Here is an 18,840-nt window from a genome sequence, read left to right on the forward strand (position 1 = left end):
TGGATTTGATTGGTTCCGATTTGGATCAGCCCGACTTTCAATGTCGGGCATGAATTCTTTGGCTTGACAAATCAGAAGAAGGGAGAGAATTTCCTACTCGCAACCGGTTGATAACCATCGAGGCACCTGCCTCAAACGCCTGCTGTTCGGCAATCAGCCGTTGGTGCATATGCTGAACTGATCCGGACAAGGTCGCCTGACCATCTTCCACCGTCGCCACAATATCCTGGCTCGATAAAAATGGGCTCCACCACACCTGATTTTCGAAATCCAGTTGGATTTCCCAATCCGATTTTTCGATTTCGGGATTTGAAAAGCTGATGTGATTGGTCAGACTTGTCACGCCTCGGATCCGGGAAGCCACGTTTTCGGCATGGTTCCGTTCATAAATCGAATCGACGGTCCCGGTCAGCAGGACAGCTCCTTTTTTGACCGATCCCCCAAGGGAGAAGGGCTCCAAGACAGGATCCCGTGAAAACGCGGCGAATAACCGGGACTGAATATCGGCATCCTTTGGAGTCGCTTTGGACTGGACGATGATAAGATTGTTTACGGATTGGACCCCGACCGTGTTATTGGCGTTGTGCTCAGCCTCACGTCTAATGGAGAGAAAGGGTACAACTCCTTTCAGGGTTACCGTCCCATTTTTTACTGTCACGCTGATCCCGAATGGAGCAATACGGCGGTCATGTGCCAGCACGTTTTGAATAGCAGTAGCAACTTCCCTGTCCGTAAACGTGGGACGCTGAGTCCGCATCATAGGATCCGGCGACACCCAATTGATGGTGATACCGCTCACATCCACGTCCCGCACACCTTCGACCCATGCCAATTCGGCAATCCGACTTTTTTCGTATACGCTTCCCACCTGTCCTGTCAGGGTGGCGCGACCCTTTTTCACCTGGACATGTAAGAGGGATGGGTTGACCACCCAGACATCAAATGCCAGACGATGGGTAATTTCCTCCTTCAGAATCGAATCCGGCCTATCCGGAACACTCTCCACCTTCAGAAGGTCCCGAACCTCGCGAATGCCTTTGACCATTTTGGCTAAATTGAGCGCCGTCTGTTTTTCTTGCCGGGAGTGTACCTGGCCCTTCAGGGTGACGACCCCTTGGACCACATCAACATGAATGTCGTCGCGTTCCACCACCGGATCTTGGAGGAAGAGGTATTTAAGATGTTGCTGAAGGCTGGAATCGTCGGTTGTCACGACCGGTCCCACGGAGATGCGATCGATGACCCCTCGAACGCCACGAATAGCCTGAGACAGTTCCGTGGCACGCTGCTGAATCCAAAGACTGTCGGCCGTCCCGGTCAAGGTGGCAATACCATCCTTCACCGACACGTCTATTGAGGAAAACGATTGGCGATCGACCTGGGACAACCGGTTTTTAATGGCAACGGCTATCTCAATATCCTGAACTTCCTTTACCCCTTCTTCCGTCACCGAGGCGGTGTTTTCCACATCCTCAGTTGCCATTCCAAGACCGGCCGATAGGCCAAAAACCAAAGCAATGATGGCAGGGTAAACCAGCAAAGGTATGTTCCCCATTTACCTGAAAGGGAGTGTTAAATGATAAAGATTTTCAAGGGCAAATTTGCCCAGTATTAGATTACTCATCAAAGGCTCCGGGTCGGTTCAAAAAAAAAGTATGCCCTGAGTCTTCCCGAAGGGTCCGTCCAGTCCTGTCCTGAGGCTTCTCGAAGGAAAGGCCGCAGCCGTTTTTACGCGCGGAGCGTACGCGTAGTACGTGAGCACGGAAAAATGCGCGCCGCTGGCGGCTTTTTTCAACAGACCCTTAAACATGAGCAGGAGCGGTCTTGGATACCATGAGGAAAAACCCCGGGAATGTCAGTTGACAAATTTGGCGGGCACAAACAAAAATTATCCGGGATTCAGAATCTGCGTTGAGGCTTAGCTGGAGTTTTGATGCAGCCGGGCTAGGTGGGCAATCATGCGATACAGGTCCTGTCCGGCAGTTTCTTTGGACAAATATCCGGCCGCACCGGCTTCACGCATGGCTTGTTCCGTTTCCTTATCCTGACGAACGGATAAGCCGATCACCTGAATATTGGGGTTGTTCTGACAAATCTGCCTGGTGGCGTCAATACCGTTCATATGTGGCATATTAATATCCATGACCACCACATCCGGTTGCAGAGATTCTGTCAGACGAATGGCCTCAATCCCATCCCCGGCTTCTCCGACAACCTCGACGTCGGACCAGGCACTCAGCAAACTTCGCAATCCCTGTCGAACCACGGCATGGTCATCGACCAAAAGGACTCGGCAACCCGAGGACATTTGCGGACTTGATCCCCGACTGGCTCCCTTGGCTATCGAATGTGCACCATCTGAAAAAGGTACGGTCACATGTGATTGATCATGCTTAGAGAGGGCCACATACAAGCGGATGCGTGTTCCGGAACCGGGACTCGAATCGATGACCATCCGTCCACCTAATAGTGACATGCGTTCCCGAATACTGAACAGTCCGAATTGATTGGCCGTATGGCTGTGTTTGTCGATGAGAATGGGATCGAAACCAATGCCCCGATCCGAAATTTCAATACAGACCTCATCCGGTGAGGAAAGGCTGACGGCCAGATAGACGGTGTCCACGCCGGCATGCTTCACCACGTTCATCATAAGCTCACGAATGGATTGAAACAGGAGCACCGCCTCATTCTCAGTGAGCGTCAGATGGTCGCGCTCCATCTTGACGTCCACCGTCAGTCCATATTGTTTCATATCCTCTGCCAGCCACTGCAAAGCCTTGAGCAATCCGAATTGATACAACACCGACGGGACCAATTGGGCCACGAGCGAGCGTGTATACCCCACCGATTGGTTGAGAATGCGATCAATTTCTTGAAGAACCGGAAGCATGTGGCCCTCGTTACTCATCTGCTCAAGTCTGTTGACGTGCAATCGGCAGGCGACGAGGAGTTGCGCCAGAAAATCATGAAGTTCCTCGGCAATCCTGCGTCGTTCGCGCTGTTCCGTCAGAATCAGTTCACCGACGAGTGCCTGCAAACGGGATTGATTATGCCGCAGCTCTTCCGTGCGTTTGGCAATTTGGCTTTCTAATTTGGTCGTCAGGTGTTGAAGTTGCTCCTGTGTGGTTTTTAATTCGGTAATGTCCGTATTGGTGCCGATCCATCGCACGACCTCCCCATGCTGATTCCGAATGGGCACGGCCCTTGAGAGAAACCACCGGTATTCACCGTCCTTGCCCTTGAGAGGAAAGGTATCTTCCCATATGTGTCCGGATTGAAAACACCGGCGGATTTTTTCCATCACCCGGTCAACGTGATCGGGGTGATGGACTTTCCTCCAGCCCCACCCTTCCATGTCCTTCAGCGTGGTCCCGGTATACTCGTACCAGCGTGCGTTGTACCAAAAAATCCATCCGGTGGAATCTCCCATCCAGGCAAATTGGGAAATCGTATTGGCAAGAGTACGAAATCGCTCTTCACTTTCCCGGTGTTGCGCCTCGATATCTTTCTGATAGGAAAGGTCCAGCACCAAACCGACATACCCCAGATATTTGCCGTCCGATTCAAATCGGGGCGAGGCGGAATCCAGAACAGAGTGATACTCTCCCTTTGCACTCCGAAGGCGATATTCCAGTCGAACGGACTGTCTTTTTCTGTTCGCCGCGAAAAACGCCTCTTCAGTGGATTGCCGATCGTGAGGATGAATGGCAGACAGCCATCCCTCTCCGAGCCCGGTTGCCTCTGTCTGCCCGGTAAAGTCATACCAGGTTTGACTGAGAAAGACACAGTTCCCGTCTGCATCCGTAATCCAGGTCATGATCTCGGGGTGGTGGGCGAGATACTGGAAACGTGATTCATATTCGATCGCGGCACGACGCATCGCAGCCAATTGAAGTGTTTTTTTTACCCTTGCCAGAAGCTCTCTCCCCGAAAACGGCTTGACCAGATAGTCATCCGCACCGGTCAGAAGCCCATCTATTTCGGCTTCCTGCCCGGCCCTGGCCGAGAGGAAGATAAACGGCGTCGATTGAAAATCTTGATTGGACCGAAGACGTGTCAGCAATTCACTTCCATCAATGCGGGGCATCATGATATCACTCAGAATCAGATGAGGGCGGACAGCGTGAATCCGCTCCAAGGCTTCCTGCCCGTCACAGACAGACACCACTTCATAGTCGGTAGACAGTAAACGCGTCACATAATTCCGCATATCCCGATTGTCTTCCACCAGTAAAATAGTGGGGCGTGAGTGATCCATTTTCTGCAGGGAACCGTCTTCATCCTGGAGATTTTCTTGACCGGCCGGTTCATGATCCGAAACTCCGCCCCACTGCTGGGACTCCAAAATGAACGATTTCGCCAATCGTTCGTCCTTGGGTTGCGTCGAAGTGTGGCAGACCTGCTCCGGCGGGAGGTGATGAAATCCGAACGGCACCGTCACAGTAAACACACTTCCCTTTCCGGGCTCACTCTCCACATGAATCTTTCCGCCATGCATTTCGACCAGCTCTTTCACTAAGGCCAGACCGATTCCGGTTCCTTCAAATGTTCGTCCCTGGGCTTCCTTTGCCCTAAAGAACCGGTCAAACACATGAGAAAGCGTCTCCCGGCTCATACCGACTCCGGAATCCCCAATCCGGACATCCACGCTCTCCGCATGAGGACTGACTTCCACGGACACCCGTCCTTGCAACGTGAATTTCAAGGCATTGGAAAGCAGATTCAGCATGATCTTTTCCCAGCAGGTCCGATCCACATAGACCGGTTGAGACAGCGTGGGACAGGACACGATAAATTCCAAACCGGCATTTTTCATGGCGGATTCAAACGACGATGCCAGGTCAATGGTCAACTCACAGAGATCCACCGGTTCAAACACGGCCTGCATGCGGCCTGCTTCCAGGCTGGAAAAGTCCAATAGCGTGTTCACCAGCTTCAGCATCCGCACAGCATTTCGGTGGGCCACCTCCACACCAGGAGCCGTGGTGAACGTGGTGGTCTGCATCGCTTCTTCCAGAGATCCGAGAATCAGTGTGAGCGGTGTGCGGAACTCGTGGCTCACATTACTGAAAAAATCGGTTTTTGCCCGGTTCAGTTCGGCCAAGGCTTCAATCCGGTTCCGCTCTTCGGTCCGGACCTGCGCACGATTGATGGCTCCCGAAATTCCCTTTGCGAGCAGATTCAAAAACTCCCGGTACCGGTCATCAATGGCCAGCCTTGAACTGATCCCCACAATCAGATACCCGGATTGCCGTTGTGTTTCCCAGGATTCCACAGGCAGCACCATCCCCTGAGCGGGCGGCTCCGGCCACGGCCCTCCCGGAAGATTCAGCTGCCTGTGAAGAGTGAAAACCGTCTCATCCCGCTTGGGCGAAAGTGACAGCGGCCACCAAGGCTGAGGATGCAACATGTCTCCATCTATCTTGAGTCGAAGTGGAGTCAGGAGTGAATCAGATTGAAAACCTGATTGTGCGACCAGACACAGAGCGCGTTCGTCCTTATCCCACAAATATATGAGGCTGAACGGAATATCAAAGAAATTGTCTGTAAGAATTTCAGCCGAGAGACGACACACCTCTCCCACAGAATCGGCTTCCTCCGTCACTGCGGACAATCGTCTGAGCGTATGAAGCCTTCGCCCTTTTAATACCTGGCTGGTTTCTTCGGTACAGGCACAAAAGAGGCCCAGGATATCTCCTTGATCATTCTTAATCGGGCTGTAGGAAAATGTAAAAAAGGTTTCCTCTAAGAATCCATGTCGACGCATAAATAAAGGAAGGTCTTCATTCCATGTGGAACGACCTTCTTGAAAAACAATATCCGCCTGTGGACCGATCACATCCCAGATATCAGACCAAATATCCGACGCACAGGCACCCAACGCCTGCGGATGTCGGTTCCCCAATATCGGAATATAGGCATCGTTATAAATATTGATGAGATGTCTCCCCCACCAGACAAACATCGGATATCTCGAATCCAGAATTATTTGGACGGAGGTTTTGAGCTGAGCGGGCCATCCGGCCCTGTCCCCGAGTGGGGTTTCCATCCAATTTTTATTTCGAATGTTTTCTGCCATCTGATTTGAAGACAACATGGACTAAGCCCTTTCGCCTAAATGAACCCGCTAGACTGAAAATGGAGAAAACGGGTGGCAGCCTGATTTTCCAGGTGTGGCATGTTCAACCCTATCACACCTATCCCGCCCTTTCAGTTGACAAATCAGGGTTTTTCGTCCTCTTTTAGGAGGCTGGCCCCTGGATTCCACGTTTCTTCCTCTGGAACTTCCAAGTATAGCCATGACATCCCTAGGGTCGGTAGCGGGAGAATCAAGGGATTTTAACAGTACAGAAGTCGGGGGCATCTCGATAAATTTGTACAACAATACAGCCTGATGGCCTTATGAGAATTTTCCATTATTTTTTCATTTATTTTCATTTCCCCCAGCAAGGAGGACGACCTTGAAGACGTTATCCCCATCAACCAACGGTGTGATTAATAACCCTGAAGAATTCAAACAGTTCATTCCGGCAAACTTTTCCTATTTTCTTGAACGTTCTTCGGGCCTGATCCGGCGTATTCTGCAAGACATGGGGCAATGGGCTGACAATTCGGCACATGAAAAGTTATTGTTGCGTCTGTCGTTTGATCTGGTGGAACGGTTTATCGAATACTGCCCTTCCCAGCTCCCATGTCGGCCTTCCCTATTGTTGGATGGGTTCATATCAGATTTTTTTGGAAGACCCCAGGAATCCAAAGCCTCATCAACCTCCAATCCCGTGTTGTACCGGTATCTGGATGGCCTCCTCAACCGAGCCGTTCTCAGCCGGGATGCCTTGATTTGTCTGTTCTATCACTTTTACGGCATGAAGCCGGTCGAGGTCGGATTCTTTCTTGGTTTGGAAGAAGGGCAGACCCAGCGCATCTATAAAAATTTTGCACGATGGCGGCAAAGGGGCTGGTTCCAGGCGGCGGACGAAGTTGGATTAACCACCCAAGAGGTCCAATCGTTGGTTGAAAATCAAGCATCCAATCCTGAATCTTTTCATCTTCAGGTGAGGGACAATCTGGAAACCTTATTGCCATTTTATCGAAAAAGCGATCCCCCCTACTACCCATGCCTTGAGGATGCGAAATGGCAGGAGATGTTCAGGGAGGGGTATGGGTTTGATTACCGGATGTGGCATTTACCTCTTTGCCTGTCCTGTATGAAGGTCATTACGGAAGTCGGCGACTCATTTCTCCTCAACCCCGACGTGACGCTGAATTTTCATGTCTCTCCTCATTCGTTGAGGGAGGAAGAAGTGTTTTGGCCGACCCAGAAGAATTTTCATGCGGAGAAAAAACGCCATACGTTCAATCGGAACCTTCAGATGGCTTAACTTGGGTTCTCAAAGTACGGAAACGATGTGGCTCAAAACCGCAATACCGAATGTGCATCAGGAAGGCGAGAGCATGGTCAGTAAAAAAATGGAGTCACTATCTCCTGATTCGTCCAGCGTATTCTCTAATCGGGGTTAGTTCGGAAAATGCGTCACCAACTCCCTACAGGCTTGAAGAAATAATGTGGGGTTGAGAGGTTTTTCGAAGGTATAGGACGCTCCCAGCAAATGAGCAAACCGTTTGATATTAAACTTTGGCGCTTGATCGGCTGAGAAGGTTGCAATGATTGGAGGATGGTGTTCTTTCGATGTAATTTCCGCAATTAATGAAAACCCGCTTTTTTGAGGAAGAAACAAGTCGACAACAATGAGGTCGACGGATTGTTGTGTTGAGAGACTGATTCCATCAGAGAGATTTCCTGCAACCATTATCTCGACTCCGCACGAATCACCGAGACGCATCCAGGACTCTTGGGAATCAGGATCGGGGTCAATAACAAGAAGAATACCCATCATCGTCTGTTGAGCCAAGCACTCTTGACCTTCGAATAATCCGGATAAGAAATCCACATCTTTAGAACCCGATTCCTCTCTTCGTCTTTCCTTCGGTTGACGTCAAATCTTATGTGATGAAAACGAACGCGATGTCATCCATCATGATGTCGTGATCCAATTCAGATTTCGTACTCTGAGAAATTGAATGGACGGACGAATGTCGCCTCGCTTCATGCCCGTTTTTGATTCAGCAATCATGCTTATATGTGCGGTGGTTGACAGGAGATCGACTCCCGGCCTCGAGGGCAGGATAGAGACATCCCACATTGCGACGAGAGGCCTTTCAGCCTCGTCAATCCGAACCCCACCCCAGGGTTCCAATGAATAGATAAAGCTCCTCCCTGGGATCCCACGAGAACTAGATTTCTCCTGACGGTTCATCTGCAGCCAATGATCTTGAATGGAATATACCGGCAAGCCCACGGCAAGAGGGGTGATGTGAGAAGCACACAGAAGAGCTGTCACCAATACCCCCATGACCACATTAAAACCAACCAGTGTGCCACGCCCTTCTCCATATTCAGCCTGTTGTATAATCCCTGACATCGGCGTCGTCCCCACATTTTTCGTTGTCCCTATGAATCCGAAATCTTCCTGAACAGATTCAGCTTTACCATATAACGACATGTGAACAAATGGACATTTGACTTGATTTTTTTGTAAAGCTTGTCACGCAAAAGTCCGCGCGGGATCCCTGCGGTGACCCGCGACTCAGGTTGAATGGGAAAAGGATCGGAGCCAGGGGTGCGGCATAATGGAAACGGGCCCGGACATTCCTTCAACTGAAATACCCGGGCCCGTCGTATCATACAACCAATATATGAAATTGGTGTAATCAAGACATTTAATGATTCCAATCCATGTTTATCAAAATGGAATCCGGGAAACGGCTTATTAAAAACCGATCACTCCGAACAACCATAATATCAACACCAGACTGAGAGGAACTCCTAAAATCCACAATAAAATGGGCATAATTTTTCCCTTTCTGTTGAAATATCGCGTGACGAATGTGTGTGACCTTCATTTATTGATTACTTTCCTGACGGTTCGAGAAAATCTTGAAAACCGCAACAGGACGGAATCCCCGGTCGGCCAATAGGAACCGAGAAACCGACTTCACCGAATTTTCGAACGTCTTTCGTCACTTCGTTCCAACCTCATTAGCCTAAATACGCCGGGGATGAAGCATGGAAATTTGCCCATCCCCAACGGAATTTTCCATCCGGACTTGTTAATTAATTGGCAATCCTTAATTGATTATTGACACGTCGGGCTCCGGCTTCATAGGCATTCTCGACCGCAGCGGCCATTTCGGATTTATCTTCAACCGTTCCCTGAAGCGTGACCACTCCTCTCCTGACATCCACACGAATAGGATCAGTATCAACAAAGGGACTCCATGTTAATTCTTCCCGCACGGCCTTTGCCAAACTCCTATCACTCATCTCTCCCCAAGGTCGCTCATCGTGTCGGAATATTTGCAATTCGTTTCGCACTTTTCGAGCGCCACCCTCATACGCATCATCAACGGCTTCCACCATGGCTTCCCGGTTCAACACCATGCCCGTCAGCGTCGCGACGCCGTTTTCCACGCTGACCCGAACTCTTTCCGTCCCTTCTCCAAGTTCAGCGATAATATTTCGTCGAATGGTTTCATCTGTCCGCTGGAGGTCATGACGATACCGGGGACTTCTCGTTGAGACACTGGACCGATAGCCATCCTGAGTCACATACCCCTCATTCCCCTCATGCCGGTACCGGTGGTATTTATCCTGATCCTCCATGGTATCCAGATCACCGTATTGATCGGTATAAAACTGCCGATAATCATTCCGGTCGCGATTGGCATCATAAGAACGGTAATCCGACCATCCGCGTGTATCAACATCAGATCGGTCTCTGTAATCATAGGATCCTGCCTGAGCCATAACAGGCATGCCCAAGCACAACGCCATGACGGCTGCTCCCATCTTCATTCGTTCTCCTGCTTGTGATTTCATCGTTCTCTCCTTTCTTCTCATAATGGGAAATTGAATTATTGGCAAATCCTACTTCAACGATAGCCGGAAACCCGGCAAATTGTGAATGGACAAGTTGGGGGGACAATGTGTGGCCATCGTCTAATTCTTCCTCCCGATTCATTGGCTCTACTTAAACGACCTATAAAATGGATCAACACTCATGACGGCCACTCCGCGTGCGCTTGACCAATGTCATATTCCTTCCGGACGATTTTGATCTACCCGCAGGCGCAATCGCCACTGAAGAGGCGCATCGGGATCACGAGTATAATGGCCGTCATCTTCTTCTACCTGCACCGCTTTTAACGGAATGGTAATTTGTTCCTTTATATGGGGGAAGGTTTCTTGAAATAACAAATAGACCACGTTTTCGGTGCATCCGAACACTTCGGCGTTCAAACCCGTCACATCGTTAAAGTCCACCGTGACCCGTTCTGCAGGATTGACCCACGGCGCAATCAATTTGGCTTTTTCCTGATTCGTCATAACATCTTTTTTCTCCTGGAATATCTTTTCTCATGTTCGCGCCTTCCTTTGCGTCAGCATAGGGAACAACGCTGTTGATTGGTCACGCTCACCATTGATCTTTGACAGTGGCCTCACGTAATTTTTTTGGCCACAAACACTCCGATGAGAACCATCACCACGCACAGCACGAGAAAAATATAAAATAATACTTGGGCAATTCCGGCCGCTCCTTCCGCAATTCCTGAGAAACCAAATCCGCCCGCAATGAGCGCAATGACAAAGAAAATGGCGGCCCATTTTAATATCGTCATAGAGACCTCCTTTCACAAATTTGAAGAGGATCACAGATTGTTGAATCACATGTGTGAATTGAAGCCACCCCGCCTCTGATTCGGGAATAATTCATGGGCCATTCAACAGGGAAGCCGCCTGCCGTGAGTCTCATACGAATGGGGTGATCCGGGGTATCCGGGGGGTCACCAATTGGGAGAGGTTCATCCTCGGGATCGGGCATAGGCGGATCGTGAATCGGCTCCGGTTTCGGGTCCCGTTTGGGAGGACCAATGGGCGGAGATTTTCTTTCAGGTTCAGGCGGAGGTTTCACGGGTGGGCGCTTTTGGGGTCCCTGGAATGAGTGGCTGGCTGCTTCAGTAAGATCGACCGCCAATGTCCCGATCATCCTGTCCTCCATCTGACACGTTTACAATATCGAATGCTATCTCTGGACCTCTCTCCTTCCCTCAAAGAGGGCATGCCATCAATGGGAAAGCTTTGAATAGAAAAGTTTTGCCCAATCATGTTCTCCTGATTATTCATCATGTCTCCTGAGGCTGTTCATTCAAATAGACAAGTTACGAAGGCCCCGGCGAAGTTTTATCTATGTAGCATCATCCTGAACTTTGATAGAGATGATGATGGTCCCTAATAGTAAGGACATCAATAATGGACACCCCTGTATGCCAGCACCATCTCCCTCCACCACGATGAAATCTGCCCGCCAGGTCCATCTCTGGGAAATTGTTGCGATTCGTGAACTGTGTATCCTGGCGATAGGGGTCTTTTTGGTTTGGTTGTGCTTTCAATTACAGGCCATTTTAGTTCCGGTTTTCATAGGCCTGGGACTGGCCTACCTCGCTGAACCTGCCTTACATTATGTTGAACAGAAATGGAAACTCCCACGGTGGCTTGCCGTGACCTTCATGGCGTTGGTCATCTGCGCATTGGTGAGTGGGCTCTTCCTCTGGGTGGGACCAAACCTTATTGAACAATTGCGCCTGTTCATTGAAAAGGTCCCCACCTATCTTTCTCTTCTGGCCGACCGGCACGGCATAGATGTGAAAGAGATAACCCGGAATTTCAAGGAGGTCTCTGCGAACATTCAGGACAAGCCATTGTCTACACTCAAGACGTTCCTCACGGGAACCGGTCAGGTTTTTTATTTCACAAATCTCATTATCGGCACATTGGGTTCCTTCCTATTTTCGTTCTCGTTAATCATCATTTATTTTTTCTTTTTTGCCTGGAGCTTTCCTTCCATTCAACATACGGTATGGAGCGTCGTCGGATCTCAGGAGAATGACCGGTGGCCGACATTACTGTCAAAAATGGATCGGGCCATTGGAGAATTTTTTAGAGGCCGGTTACTGATCGCGTTAATGATGAGTGTGATGTTTGCTATCGGATGGTTTTGGGTGGGGATGCCGTATTGGATTCTTCTGGGACTTGGCGCAGGATTATTGAGTTTGGTCCCTTATGCCGCCACCTTGATGTGGCCTGTCGCCATTCTTTTAAAATATTTGGATATGTCCATGGGATCCGGCTCAACCGACAATTATTGGATGCAACTCCTTGTCTGGCCCAGTGCCGTCTACCTGGGGGTTCAATTCCTTGAGGGGTGGGTGTTAACTCCTTGGATCCAAAGCCAGTCAACCGACCTCAGTGCTGCGACCATTTTACTGGTAGTGCTGATCGGCGGGGCGCTTGGCGGCGTGTTGGGATTAATTCTTGCCATCCCATTCGCGGCTTGTCTGAAAATCATGGCCAAGGAGCTGATTATTCCCCGGATTCAACGAGGGAATATCACGGAGGTACACCATGAAATTCATAAACCCTAATACATCCGACCCGGTTTAATGTCTGTGTTCTATGGAATCTCTCACCATCATGATGAACAGTCCTCCGGATTTGGGTTCGACCAAGTATAGAAGGGAAAGGATTCACGATGGATATGGTCACTGAATTGGATTGGCATCAAATTTGGTCGCATTTCTATCATCTGCTCATTGCTTTTTTATTAGCCGTTCCTCTCGGATGGGATCGCGAACAGGAATCCCGCGGTGCAGGGCTGCGCACGTTTCCCCTGGTTGCGCTCGGGTCATGCGCCTATATGTTGACGGGAATCCATGTGTTGACGTCCACGGATGCCGAAGGACGTGTCATCTATGGCATCTTAACCGGAATCGGATTTATTGGCGGTGGCGCCATTCTCAAAGACAGAGGGAATGTGGCCGGAACCGCCACCGCGGCAAGTATTTGGAACACCGGAGCCATTGGAATGGCGGTGGCCTGGGATCGTTACGAAATCGCCATGGTGTTAAGCGCGTTGAATTTTTTAACGTTTCGGTTCATGCCGCTGGTTAAAAAACGTGTCCCGCACACACCATCAAAACCCGATCACATGGGATACTAATGAAAGGATGGGAATGGCTCACCTCCAGGAGTCTGCGCTGTCGTCGGAGAATACCCGGACTCTGTCACCCCTCCGGTATCCTCCAAGGGTGGACCGTTGGACCCGGCCGGGTACACCTGTAAGGGTACCAGGTTTTCTGCCCAGGCATCGGCAATGGGTTGAATAATTTTCCACATCTCTTCGACCTCATCATCCCGCACAAAAAGTCGTGACTGGCCGGACATGGCTTCTAGAAACAACCGTTCATAGGGGGAAAGATGTTCAGGAGAAATGGGGTCGTCCATCCTCATCGGTGCAGGTGTGACTCCACCGGCGTCCGGGATAGTAAATATCCCAAGATTGACTTCTTCAGTCGCAAGATTCACGCACAAGATATTTCCGCCTTCTTCTGAAAGAAGCGATTCGGTACTTTTCTGCCCAGGTTTAAAATGCACCCGAATTTCTTTTCGATCCCGACCTAACGCTTTTCCGGAACGTAACACAAAAGGCACGCCTTGCCAGCGTTCATTGTCGACCCAGAGGATCACCTGGGCAAACGTTTCAGTGTTTCGTCCGGAAACTACCCCCTTGCTTTTTGCATAGCCGGGCACCCGCACACCATCTATCTCCCCCGACCGGTAACGAGCTCGTACAGTCTGCGCTCGAATCTCAGCCCTTGACAGTTTTCTCACTGATTTGAACAATTCCACTCTTTTGTCCCGAAAATCAGGAGTCCACATGGTCTCCAAGGGCTCATGAGCCAGGACGGCAACCAACTGAAGGAGATGATTTTGAATCATATCTTTCAGGGCTCCGGCGCGATCGTAGAAGTCCGCACGACCTTCCAGCGCCAAGGTTTCATCCCAGATCACCTCGATCTTGTTGATGTGATGACGGTTCCAAATAGGCGTAAAGACGGGATTGGCGAACCGGAGACCAAAAATGGTGCACACGATCGGCATTCCTAAAAAGTGGTCAATACGAAATATACACTCTTCAGGAAATGTTTGATGGATCATCCGGTTCAAATTCTGCGATTGGGAATAGCTTAACCCGAACGGTTTTTCGATAATGAGACGGGTCCCCGGCGGTAAGATAACCTGTCGGAGGGACTCCAACACCGTCGGAAACATCTGGGGAGGTAGTCCTAAATATAGCAGCGTCGACCCTGCCTGTTTACGAAAGATCGACTGAATCTGTCGATGGTCAGTGAGATCTTCTACCCGCCCATACTCCAACGATTCCAAAAATCCTTCCCGGGATCTGGGAGGGGGTGGCGTGTGATGGTTGGCGAGTAATTCGGACACATGTTCTTGGAACTGAGGCGTATTCCAATCCCGCCGTCCAACACCGGTGATTCTATACTCTGTGGGGAGACCCCGGTTGGCGAACACTTGAGCTAAGGCAGGGAAAATATACCGCTTCGAGACGTCCCCCGTCGCTCCAAAAATGACCAGATGCTCATACATACGGTCTTTATGAACCTCACTTCAAGGAAGACAATCGGAGCGACAAAACCTTGTTGCCGGATCACACGTCAGGGCATTGAGGAGAACGTCGGGAGGAAATTACTTTAACCTGATAACGGTCCTTTATTGCCTCAGAAAATACAATGGCTGGCCCTTTACCAGGATGTCCTCCCTCCCCTAAAATCTCCCCCATACTTGACATGCAGGTTCTCCTGAGTTCTACCAGTAATGTGGTTTGCCGTAATGTTTATACAGATTTATTTCATACACCCGTTCGATTGGGGCGGCTGGATCATACTCCGGAGATTTTTCAATCTGGTCCTGATTGAGGTCCACGACCATCATTCTCTCTGACCAGTCAATGGATTTATTCCACATGGGACTGATCAACACTTTTCGGCCGGCGAGCCATTTGGAGGTATCCACGACCAAATAGCGCACGGTCCAATTGGCATCATCAATGAGGAAATTAATAATCTTCCCGATTTCACCATCCGTCGCCTGGAGGGAAAAATCCTTGAGCCCGTTCGCGCTGGTTAATGTGCCGGGGAACACCGCAAGTTCCCTCTCGTCAATTGGAAAATAGGTATTCCATTGATAATAATTGCAGATTTCCCGTTCCTTCTCCCGGGAGAATGGTTTTTCTATTTCAAACTCCGGCGCGCCCTCGACTTGCGCTTTACTGACTAAGGCCCGGAACGACCCAACATCTTCATGGGGGTGCATAAAACTCTGGGTAGAAATCAACACATGTCGGCCTTGCAACCAATTTCCGGTGTCAGCAGCCAGATAATGGATTTTCCATGTCTGATCATTGGCATAGACGTCTGCCACAGTACCGATAATTCCATCTGTACCCTGGAGCACGCAGTTTTTAATTTTATTAAGATCTCGTAACATGTCATTTCCTCTTCTTGATTGAGTCAGAAAGCGTTTAACCAGTCCGGACGACCATTGACACCAGCTATACGGACATTCAACCTCCATCAACGAAGTGAGTCATCATGAAGGTTGTGAACCGAGGAGTTGGCCGTCAATTTGGTATACCGGATTGACGGCCAACTCATAACACACGACACGCTGCCATTCCACTCATGCATCAGTGACTTTTTTGTGATGAACTCTGACTGGAAATTGGCGATTGCTGATCCTTGTTCTTCAGGTCTTTGGCGGCCTGTGCGGCCTTTCCTTCCTTATTAGACATATTGGGGTTTTTGGGATCGACATCTTCCATTTCCGTCAATTGATCCGCTCGGCTTCCTGGACCACTTCCTTCGTCGAGTGAAGGCTCAGCGGACGGGGTGCTTCGTTGAATGTTGTCAGGGACATTTTCTTCCGCCGCGGCCGTCGTCATACCTTGGCCGGTCATTCCCTCGGTCTCAGTCAATTGATCAGAACGAGTTCCAGGGCCACTTCCATGTTCGAGTGATTTCTCGCCAGATGGTGTGCTGCGTTGGATGTTGTCAGGGACATTTTCTTCTGCGGAACCGGCCTTCATTCCCTGACCGGCCATTCCCATGGATGTCATACCCAGAATGAACGCGGTTGCCATCAATACAGTTAAAATTCTTTTCATCACACACCTCCCGAAAAAGTGAAAGTTAATTTCAATTGAAAAACTGTTGAGTGTCCAACATTAAAAGCTGAATCCTTCATACCAGATTCTCAATTGCCGTCGTCTCCCTTATGACTAGCATGATCTCCGCAAACCGACCAATGGACAAATCGGCAATCAGAAAAAACCAAATGTATAAGGTGTGTCCCATGCGGCAACGCTGGCCGACACACCAGAGTCGCCTTGTCCGGATTCTTCATTCTTTATCAACGGACGACTGCAACAGTCCCACGAGGGGCAGTGCCATATGTCAGAAAGGCTAATGAGAAAAACATGTCGTGTACAACCGTCAACCACTTTGAGGACAATGTCAAAACTCCTTCCGTTGAGTTGTTCCTGGTCATTTACATGAAAGAGTGATCATGATGAAAGAGACCATACACCTCTCCCGTGAAGCAGTGAGGCTCGGACCAAAAAAGAAAGGTGTCAGTCAGGATAGATAACCCCTTGACTGACTGAGAGGGTAATGAAATCAACAGCATTGACTCATGCAGGTCATCGTCACATTCTCCCGGGCCTTTTACAGAAGCCTTTGGTCCACCCATATTTCTCAAAGGTTACGTAAGATGAGAATGTTATTTGTGGAGGACAATCCGGACCATCGGGAAATTTCAACAACCCGATTATACTCGTGAGGCTATGTGTGTCAGGAGGTGGCTGGGGGGCGCGAAGGTCTTTGGGTATTGCGCTCCTCACGGTTTGATCTTGTGATTTGTGATTATCGGATGCCGGAAATGATTGGCTTTCAATTCATCCACACCTTAAAAACGACCAACGATCTCTCAACTATTCCCATCATTTTCACGACGACGCATTCTGATCGGACTGTGATTGACCATGCGTTCTCCCTCGGAGCGACCACCACTCTGGTAAAGCCCTATTCCCTGGAAAATCTGCAAACAGCCCTTGATCTCATCGGGCGCTGAAGCGGCATCTACAGTCCGGCTTACCTTGGACCCGTGTAAAGCTATTCCTCATCGACGGCGCTTCGCTTTACTCGACTGAAGTATGCCCGTCCTCGTTTGTATTCTCTTTTCTCCTCATGCAATCTCAACCCTGCCTTTTTTTTTCGCGAACCCGGCATCTCAGAAGGGAGAATTCTTGCTGGCCCGATAGACATTTTGTCCACCTTCAAAGAGTCACTTGTCTTTTGCATTCCACCCTCCGGTTCCCTCATGATTTTTAGTAGTTCATGTGATTTGACTCCTTAGCCATTAAAGTGAGAGTAAACTTATGCACAACCAACTCGTGCTTCCCCCTTTTCATCTTGGTAAACCTTTTTGGTCTTTGATTATGTGCATGACCATGGCGATAGGTTGCGAAACCGTTCCGTATACCGATCGCTCCCAACTTGTTGTGGTTCCGCAATCGCAGGCCACAGAAATGGGTGAACAGGCCTTCCAGCAAATTCTTTCCGATCCTAAGGTCCAACAATCTCAATCCCCTGAGGAACAAGAAGCCGTAAAACGTGTGGCGGAAAGAATCATCCAAGCGGCCAAAGAATCCAAATTTGCGGAAGACGCCAAAGCCTTTAAATGGGAAGTCACCGTGATCAAAGATGACCAGACCAAAAATGCGTTTGCCCTGCCGGGCGGGAAGATTGCCGTCTATACGGGAATCTTCCCCGTTGCAAAAACCGATGCCGGACTGGCGGCCATTCTTGGACACGAGGTCGTCCACGCCCTCGCGCGTCATGGTTCGGAGCGTATGAGCCAGGAGGTGCTTGCCCAAGCCGGACTATCCGCTGCCGCCGTGGGGCTTGGGGCAAGTGGTGCGGGCCCTGTTGTGGGGCAGGCCACAATGGCTGCTTTAGGCTTGGGAACAAAAGTCGGCATCCTCCTCCCCTACAGTCGAACGCATGAATCCGAAGCCGACTCTATTGGGCTGATTCTGGCAGCCCGGGCTGGCTATGATCCTCAGGAAGCGGTTCGGGTGTGGCAACGCATGCAACAGGGAAGTGAGGGAGCCCCTTCAGAATTTCTTTCCACCCATCCAAGTCATGAGACGAGAATTACACGTCTTCAAGAAGAAATGCCTGAGGCCTTACAAATCTTCCGGAAGGTGGAACATGCGCCAGAACAGGAACTTCCGGCTGTCAATCCATCATGAATCATTTTCCTGTGGCAGAAACAACAGGCACATCAAGACGGAGGGACTTCATCGCGACCATGCACGTGGGCTGGGGGGTGGGTCGCTTCAACAGCGGTAAATGTTTCGAGAATGGTATAGCTGTGACTTGCGCCTTTGGGAACCACCCAACAATCTCCCGCATTCAGCAGAATTGTTTGACCCTCCAACTGCAGCTCGGCTCGACCGTGGATGACATATCCGATGGTTTCATAATCCCTGGATGAAGATTCCTGTGTTTCTCCAACAGGTAATTGTTCCCATAATCGCATGGCTATTCCAACGCCGGTGGCTAAGTATTTCTGTCCCATGGAACCCTTCGGAGAATGTTCTGATTGGACTTTTTTAATACTCGTATCGACCATGAGTGCCCTCGCCTCCTGTCTGTAGGTGGTTGTCTGAATACACCATAACTGATTGCACCAATGGCAAATACTCTGAAAAACCCTGGCTGATCTTTCGCAATCCATATTGAAAAAATCGAAAGGGCGGTCTTTTAGTCAATGTAAAGGAGATTCGTCTTGAAAAT

Annotated in this window: 16 protein-coding genes; 5 read left to right on the top strand and 11 right to left on the bottom strand. The window is 49.8% G+C overall.

Annotation, left to right across the window (positions count from 1 at the left end):
* Window positions 1-37: 37 nt before the first annotated feature.
* On the bottom strand, window positions 38-1,540 hold the full coding sequence (locus ACTRXD_RS14160; RefSeq protein WP_442432445.1) for a BON domain-containing protein: 1,503 nt from the start codon (window positions 1,538-1,540) through the stop codon (window positions 38-40).
* Window positions 1,541-1,918: 378 nt separating this feature from the next.
* Window positions 1,919-6,100 carry a response regulator gene (locus ACTRXD_RS14165; protein WP_442432446.1) on the bottom strand — a complete coding sequence of 1,394 codons (4,182 nt, stop codon included), beginning with the start codon at window positions 6,098-6,100 and terminating at the stop codon, window positions 1,919-1,921.
* Between the two features lie 364 nt (window positions 6,101-6,464).
* On the opposite strand from ACTRXD_RS14165, the gene ACTRXD_RS14170 reads away from it, so the two are divergent.
* Window positions 6,465-7,385, top strand: coding sequence for a hypothetical protein (locus ACTRXD_RS14170; RefSeq protein WP_442432447.1), 921 nt, complete (start codon window positions 6,465-6,467; stop codon window positions 7,383-7,385).
* A 135-nt stretch (window positions 7,386-7,520) separates the two neighbouring features.
* Here the strand turns inward: ACTRXD_RS14170 and ACTRXD_RS14175 are convergent, their stop codons facing one another.
* The 5 genes from ACTRXD_RS14175 to ACTRXD_RS14195 form a co-directional block, all read right to left on the bottom strand.
* Complete coding sequence (locus ACTRXD_RS14175) at window positions 7,521-7,955, bottom strand: response regulator (protein WP_442432448.1); 435 nt, start codon at window positions 7,953-7,955, stop codon at window positions 7,521-7,523.
* Window positions 7,956-8,039: 84 nt separating this feature from the next.
* Window positions 8,040-8,486: a hypothetical protein gene (locus tag ACTRXD_RS14180; RefSeq protein WP_442432449.1), complete on the bottom strand. Its 447-nt coding sequence runs from the start codon at window positions 8,484-8,486 to the stop codon at window positions 8,040-8,042.
* A gap of 692 nt (window positions 8,487-9,178) precedes the next feature.
* The gene (locus ACTRXD_RS14185; RefSeq protein WP_442432450.1) at window positions 9,179-9,943 is read right to left on the bottom strand and encodes a BON domain-containing protein; all 765 of its coding nucleotides are present in this window, start codon (window positions 9,941-9,943) and stop codon (window positions 9,179-9,181) included.
* A gap of 213 nt (window positions 9,944-10,156) precedes the next feature.
* Entirely contained in the window at window positions 10,157-10,450 is a 294-nt protein-coding gene (locus ACTRXD_RS14190) for a hypothetical protein (RefSeq protein WP_442432451.1), read from the bottom strand.
* A gap of 113 nt (window positions 10,451-10,563) precedes the next feature.
* On the bottom strand, window positions 10,564-10,743 hold the full coding sequence (locus ACTRXD_RS14195; protein ID WP_312746465.1) for a DUF1328 domain-containing protein: 180 nt from the start codon (window positions 10,741-10,743) through the stop codon (window positions 10,564-10,566).
* Between the two features lie 645 nt (window positions 10,744-11,388).
* Here ACTRXD_RS14195 and ACTRXD_RS14200 point away from each other — a divergent pair.
* The gene (locus tag ACTRXD_RS14200; RefSeq protein WP_442432452.1) at window positions 11,389-12,546 is read left to right on the top strand and encodes an AI-2E family transporter; all 1,158 of its coding nucleotides are present in this window, start codon (window positions 11,389-11,391) and stop codon (window positions 12,544-12,546) included.
* A 107-nt stretch (window positions 12,547-12,653) separates the two neighbouring features.
* Complete coding sequence (locus tag ACTRXD_RS14205; protein WP_442432453.1) at window positions 12,654-13,121, top strand: MgtC/SapB family protein; 468 nt, start codon at window positions 12,654-12,656, stop codon at window positions 13,119-13,121.
* On the opposite strand, the gene ACTRXD_RS14210 is transcribed toward ACTRXD_RS14205, so the two are convergent.
* From ACTRXD_RS14210 to ACTRXD_RS14220, 3 genes are all read right to left on the bottom strand, one after another.
* Window positions 13,118-14,569, bottom strand: coding sequence for a glucose-6-phosphate dehydrogenase (locus ACTRXD_RS14210; RefSeq protein WP_442432454.1), 1,452 nt, complete (start codon window positions 14,567-14,569; stop codon window positions 13,118-13,120). The genes ACTRXD_RS14205 and ACTRXD_RS14210 overlap by 4 nt on opposite strands.
* 219 nt (window positions 14,570-14,788) lie before the next feature.
* Entirely contained in the window at window positions 14,789-15,469 is a 681-nt protein-coding gene (locus ACTRXD_RS14215; RefSeq protein WP_442432455.1) for a PRC-barrel domain-containing protein, read from the bottom strand.
* A 199-nt stretch (window positions 15,470-15,668) separates the two neighbouring features.
* Window positions 15,669-16,145 carry a hypothetical protein gene (locus ACTRXD_RS14220; RefSeq protein WP_442432456.1) on the bottom strand — a complete coding sequence of 159 codons (477 nt, stop codon included), beginning with the start codon at window positions 16,143-16,145 and terminating at the stop codon, window positions 15,669-15,671.
* 680 nt (window positions 16,146-16,825) lie between these two features.
* Between ACTRXD_RS14220 and ACTRXD_RS14225 the strand changes: the two genes are divergently transcribed.
* Together ACTRXD_RS14225 and ACTRXD_RS14230 are read left to right on the top strand one after the other, a co-directional pair.
* Entirely contained in the window at window positions 16,826-17,110 is a 285-nt protein-coding gene (locus ACTRXD_RS14225; RefSeq protein WP_442432457.1) for a response regulator, read from the top strand.
* 307 nt (window positions 17,111-17,417) lie between these two features.
* Window positions 17,418-18,293 carry a M48 family metallopeptidase gene (locus ACTRXD_RS14230; protein ID WP_442432458.1) on the top strand — a complete coding sequence of 292 codons (876 nt, stop codon included), beginning with the start codon at window positions 17,418-17,420 and terminating at the stop codon, window positions 18,291-18,293.
* A gap of 32 nt (window positions 18,294-18,325) precedes the next feature.
* On the opposite strand, the gene ACTRXD_RS14235 is transcribed toward ACTRXD_RS14230, so the two are convergent.
* Complete coding sequence (locus ACTRXD_RS14235; RefSeq protein ID WP_442432459.1) at window positions 18,326-18,676, bottom strand: cupin domain-containing protein; 351 nt, start codon at window positions 18,674-18,676, stop codon at window positions 18,326-18,328.
* Window positions 18,677-18,840 lie beyond the last annotated feature (164 nt).

The organism is Nitrospira sp. T9 (genome assembly GCF_052156535.1).
Lineage (GTDB): Bacteria > Nitrospirota > Nitrospiria > Nitrospirales > UBA8639 > Nitrospira_E.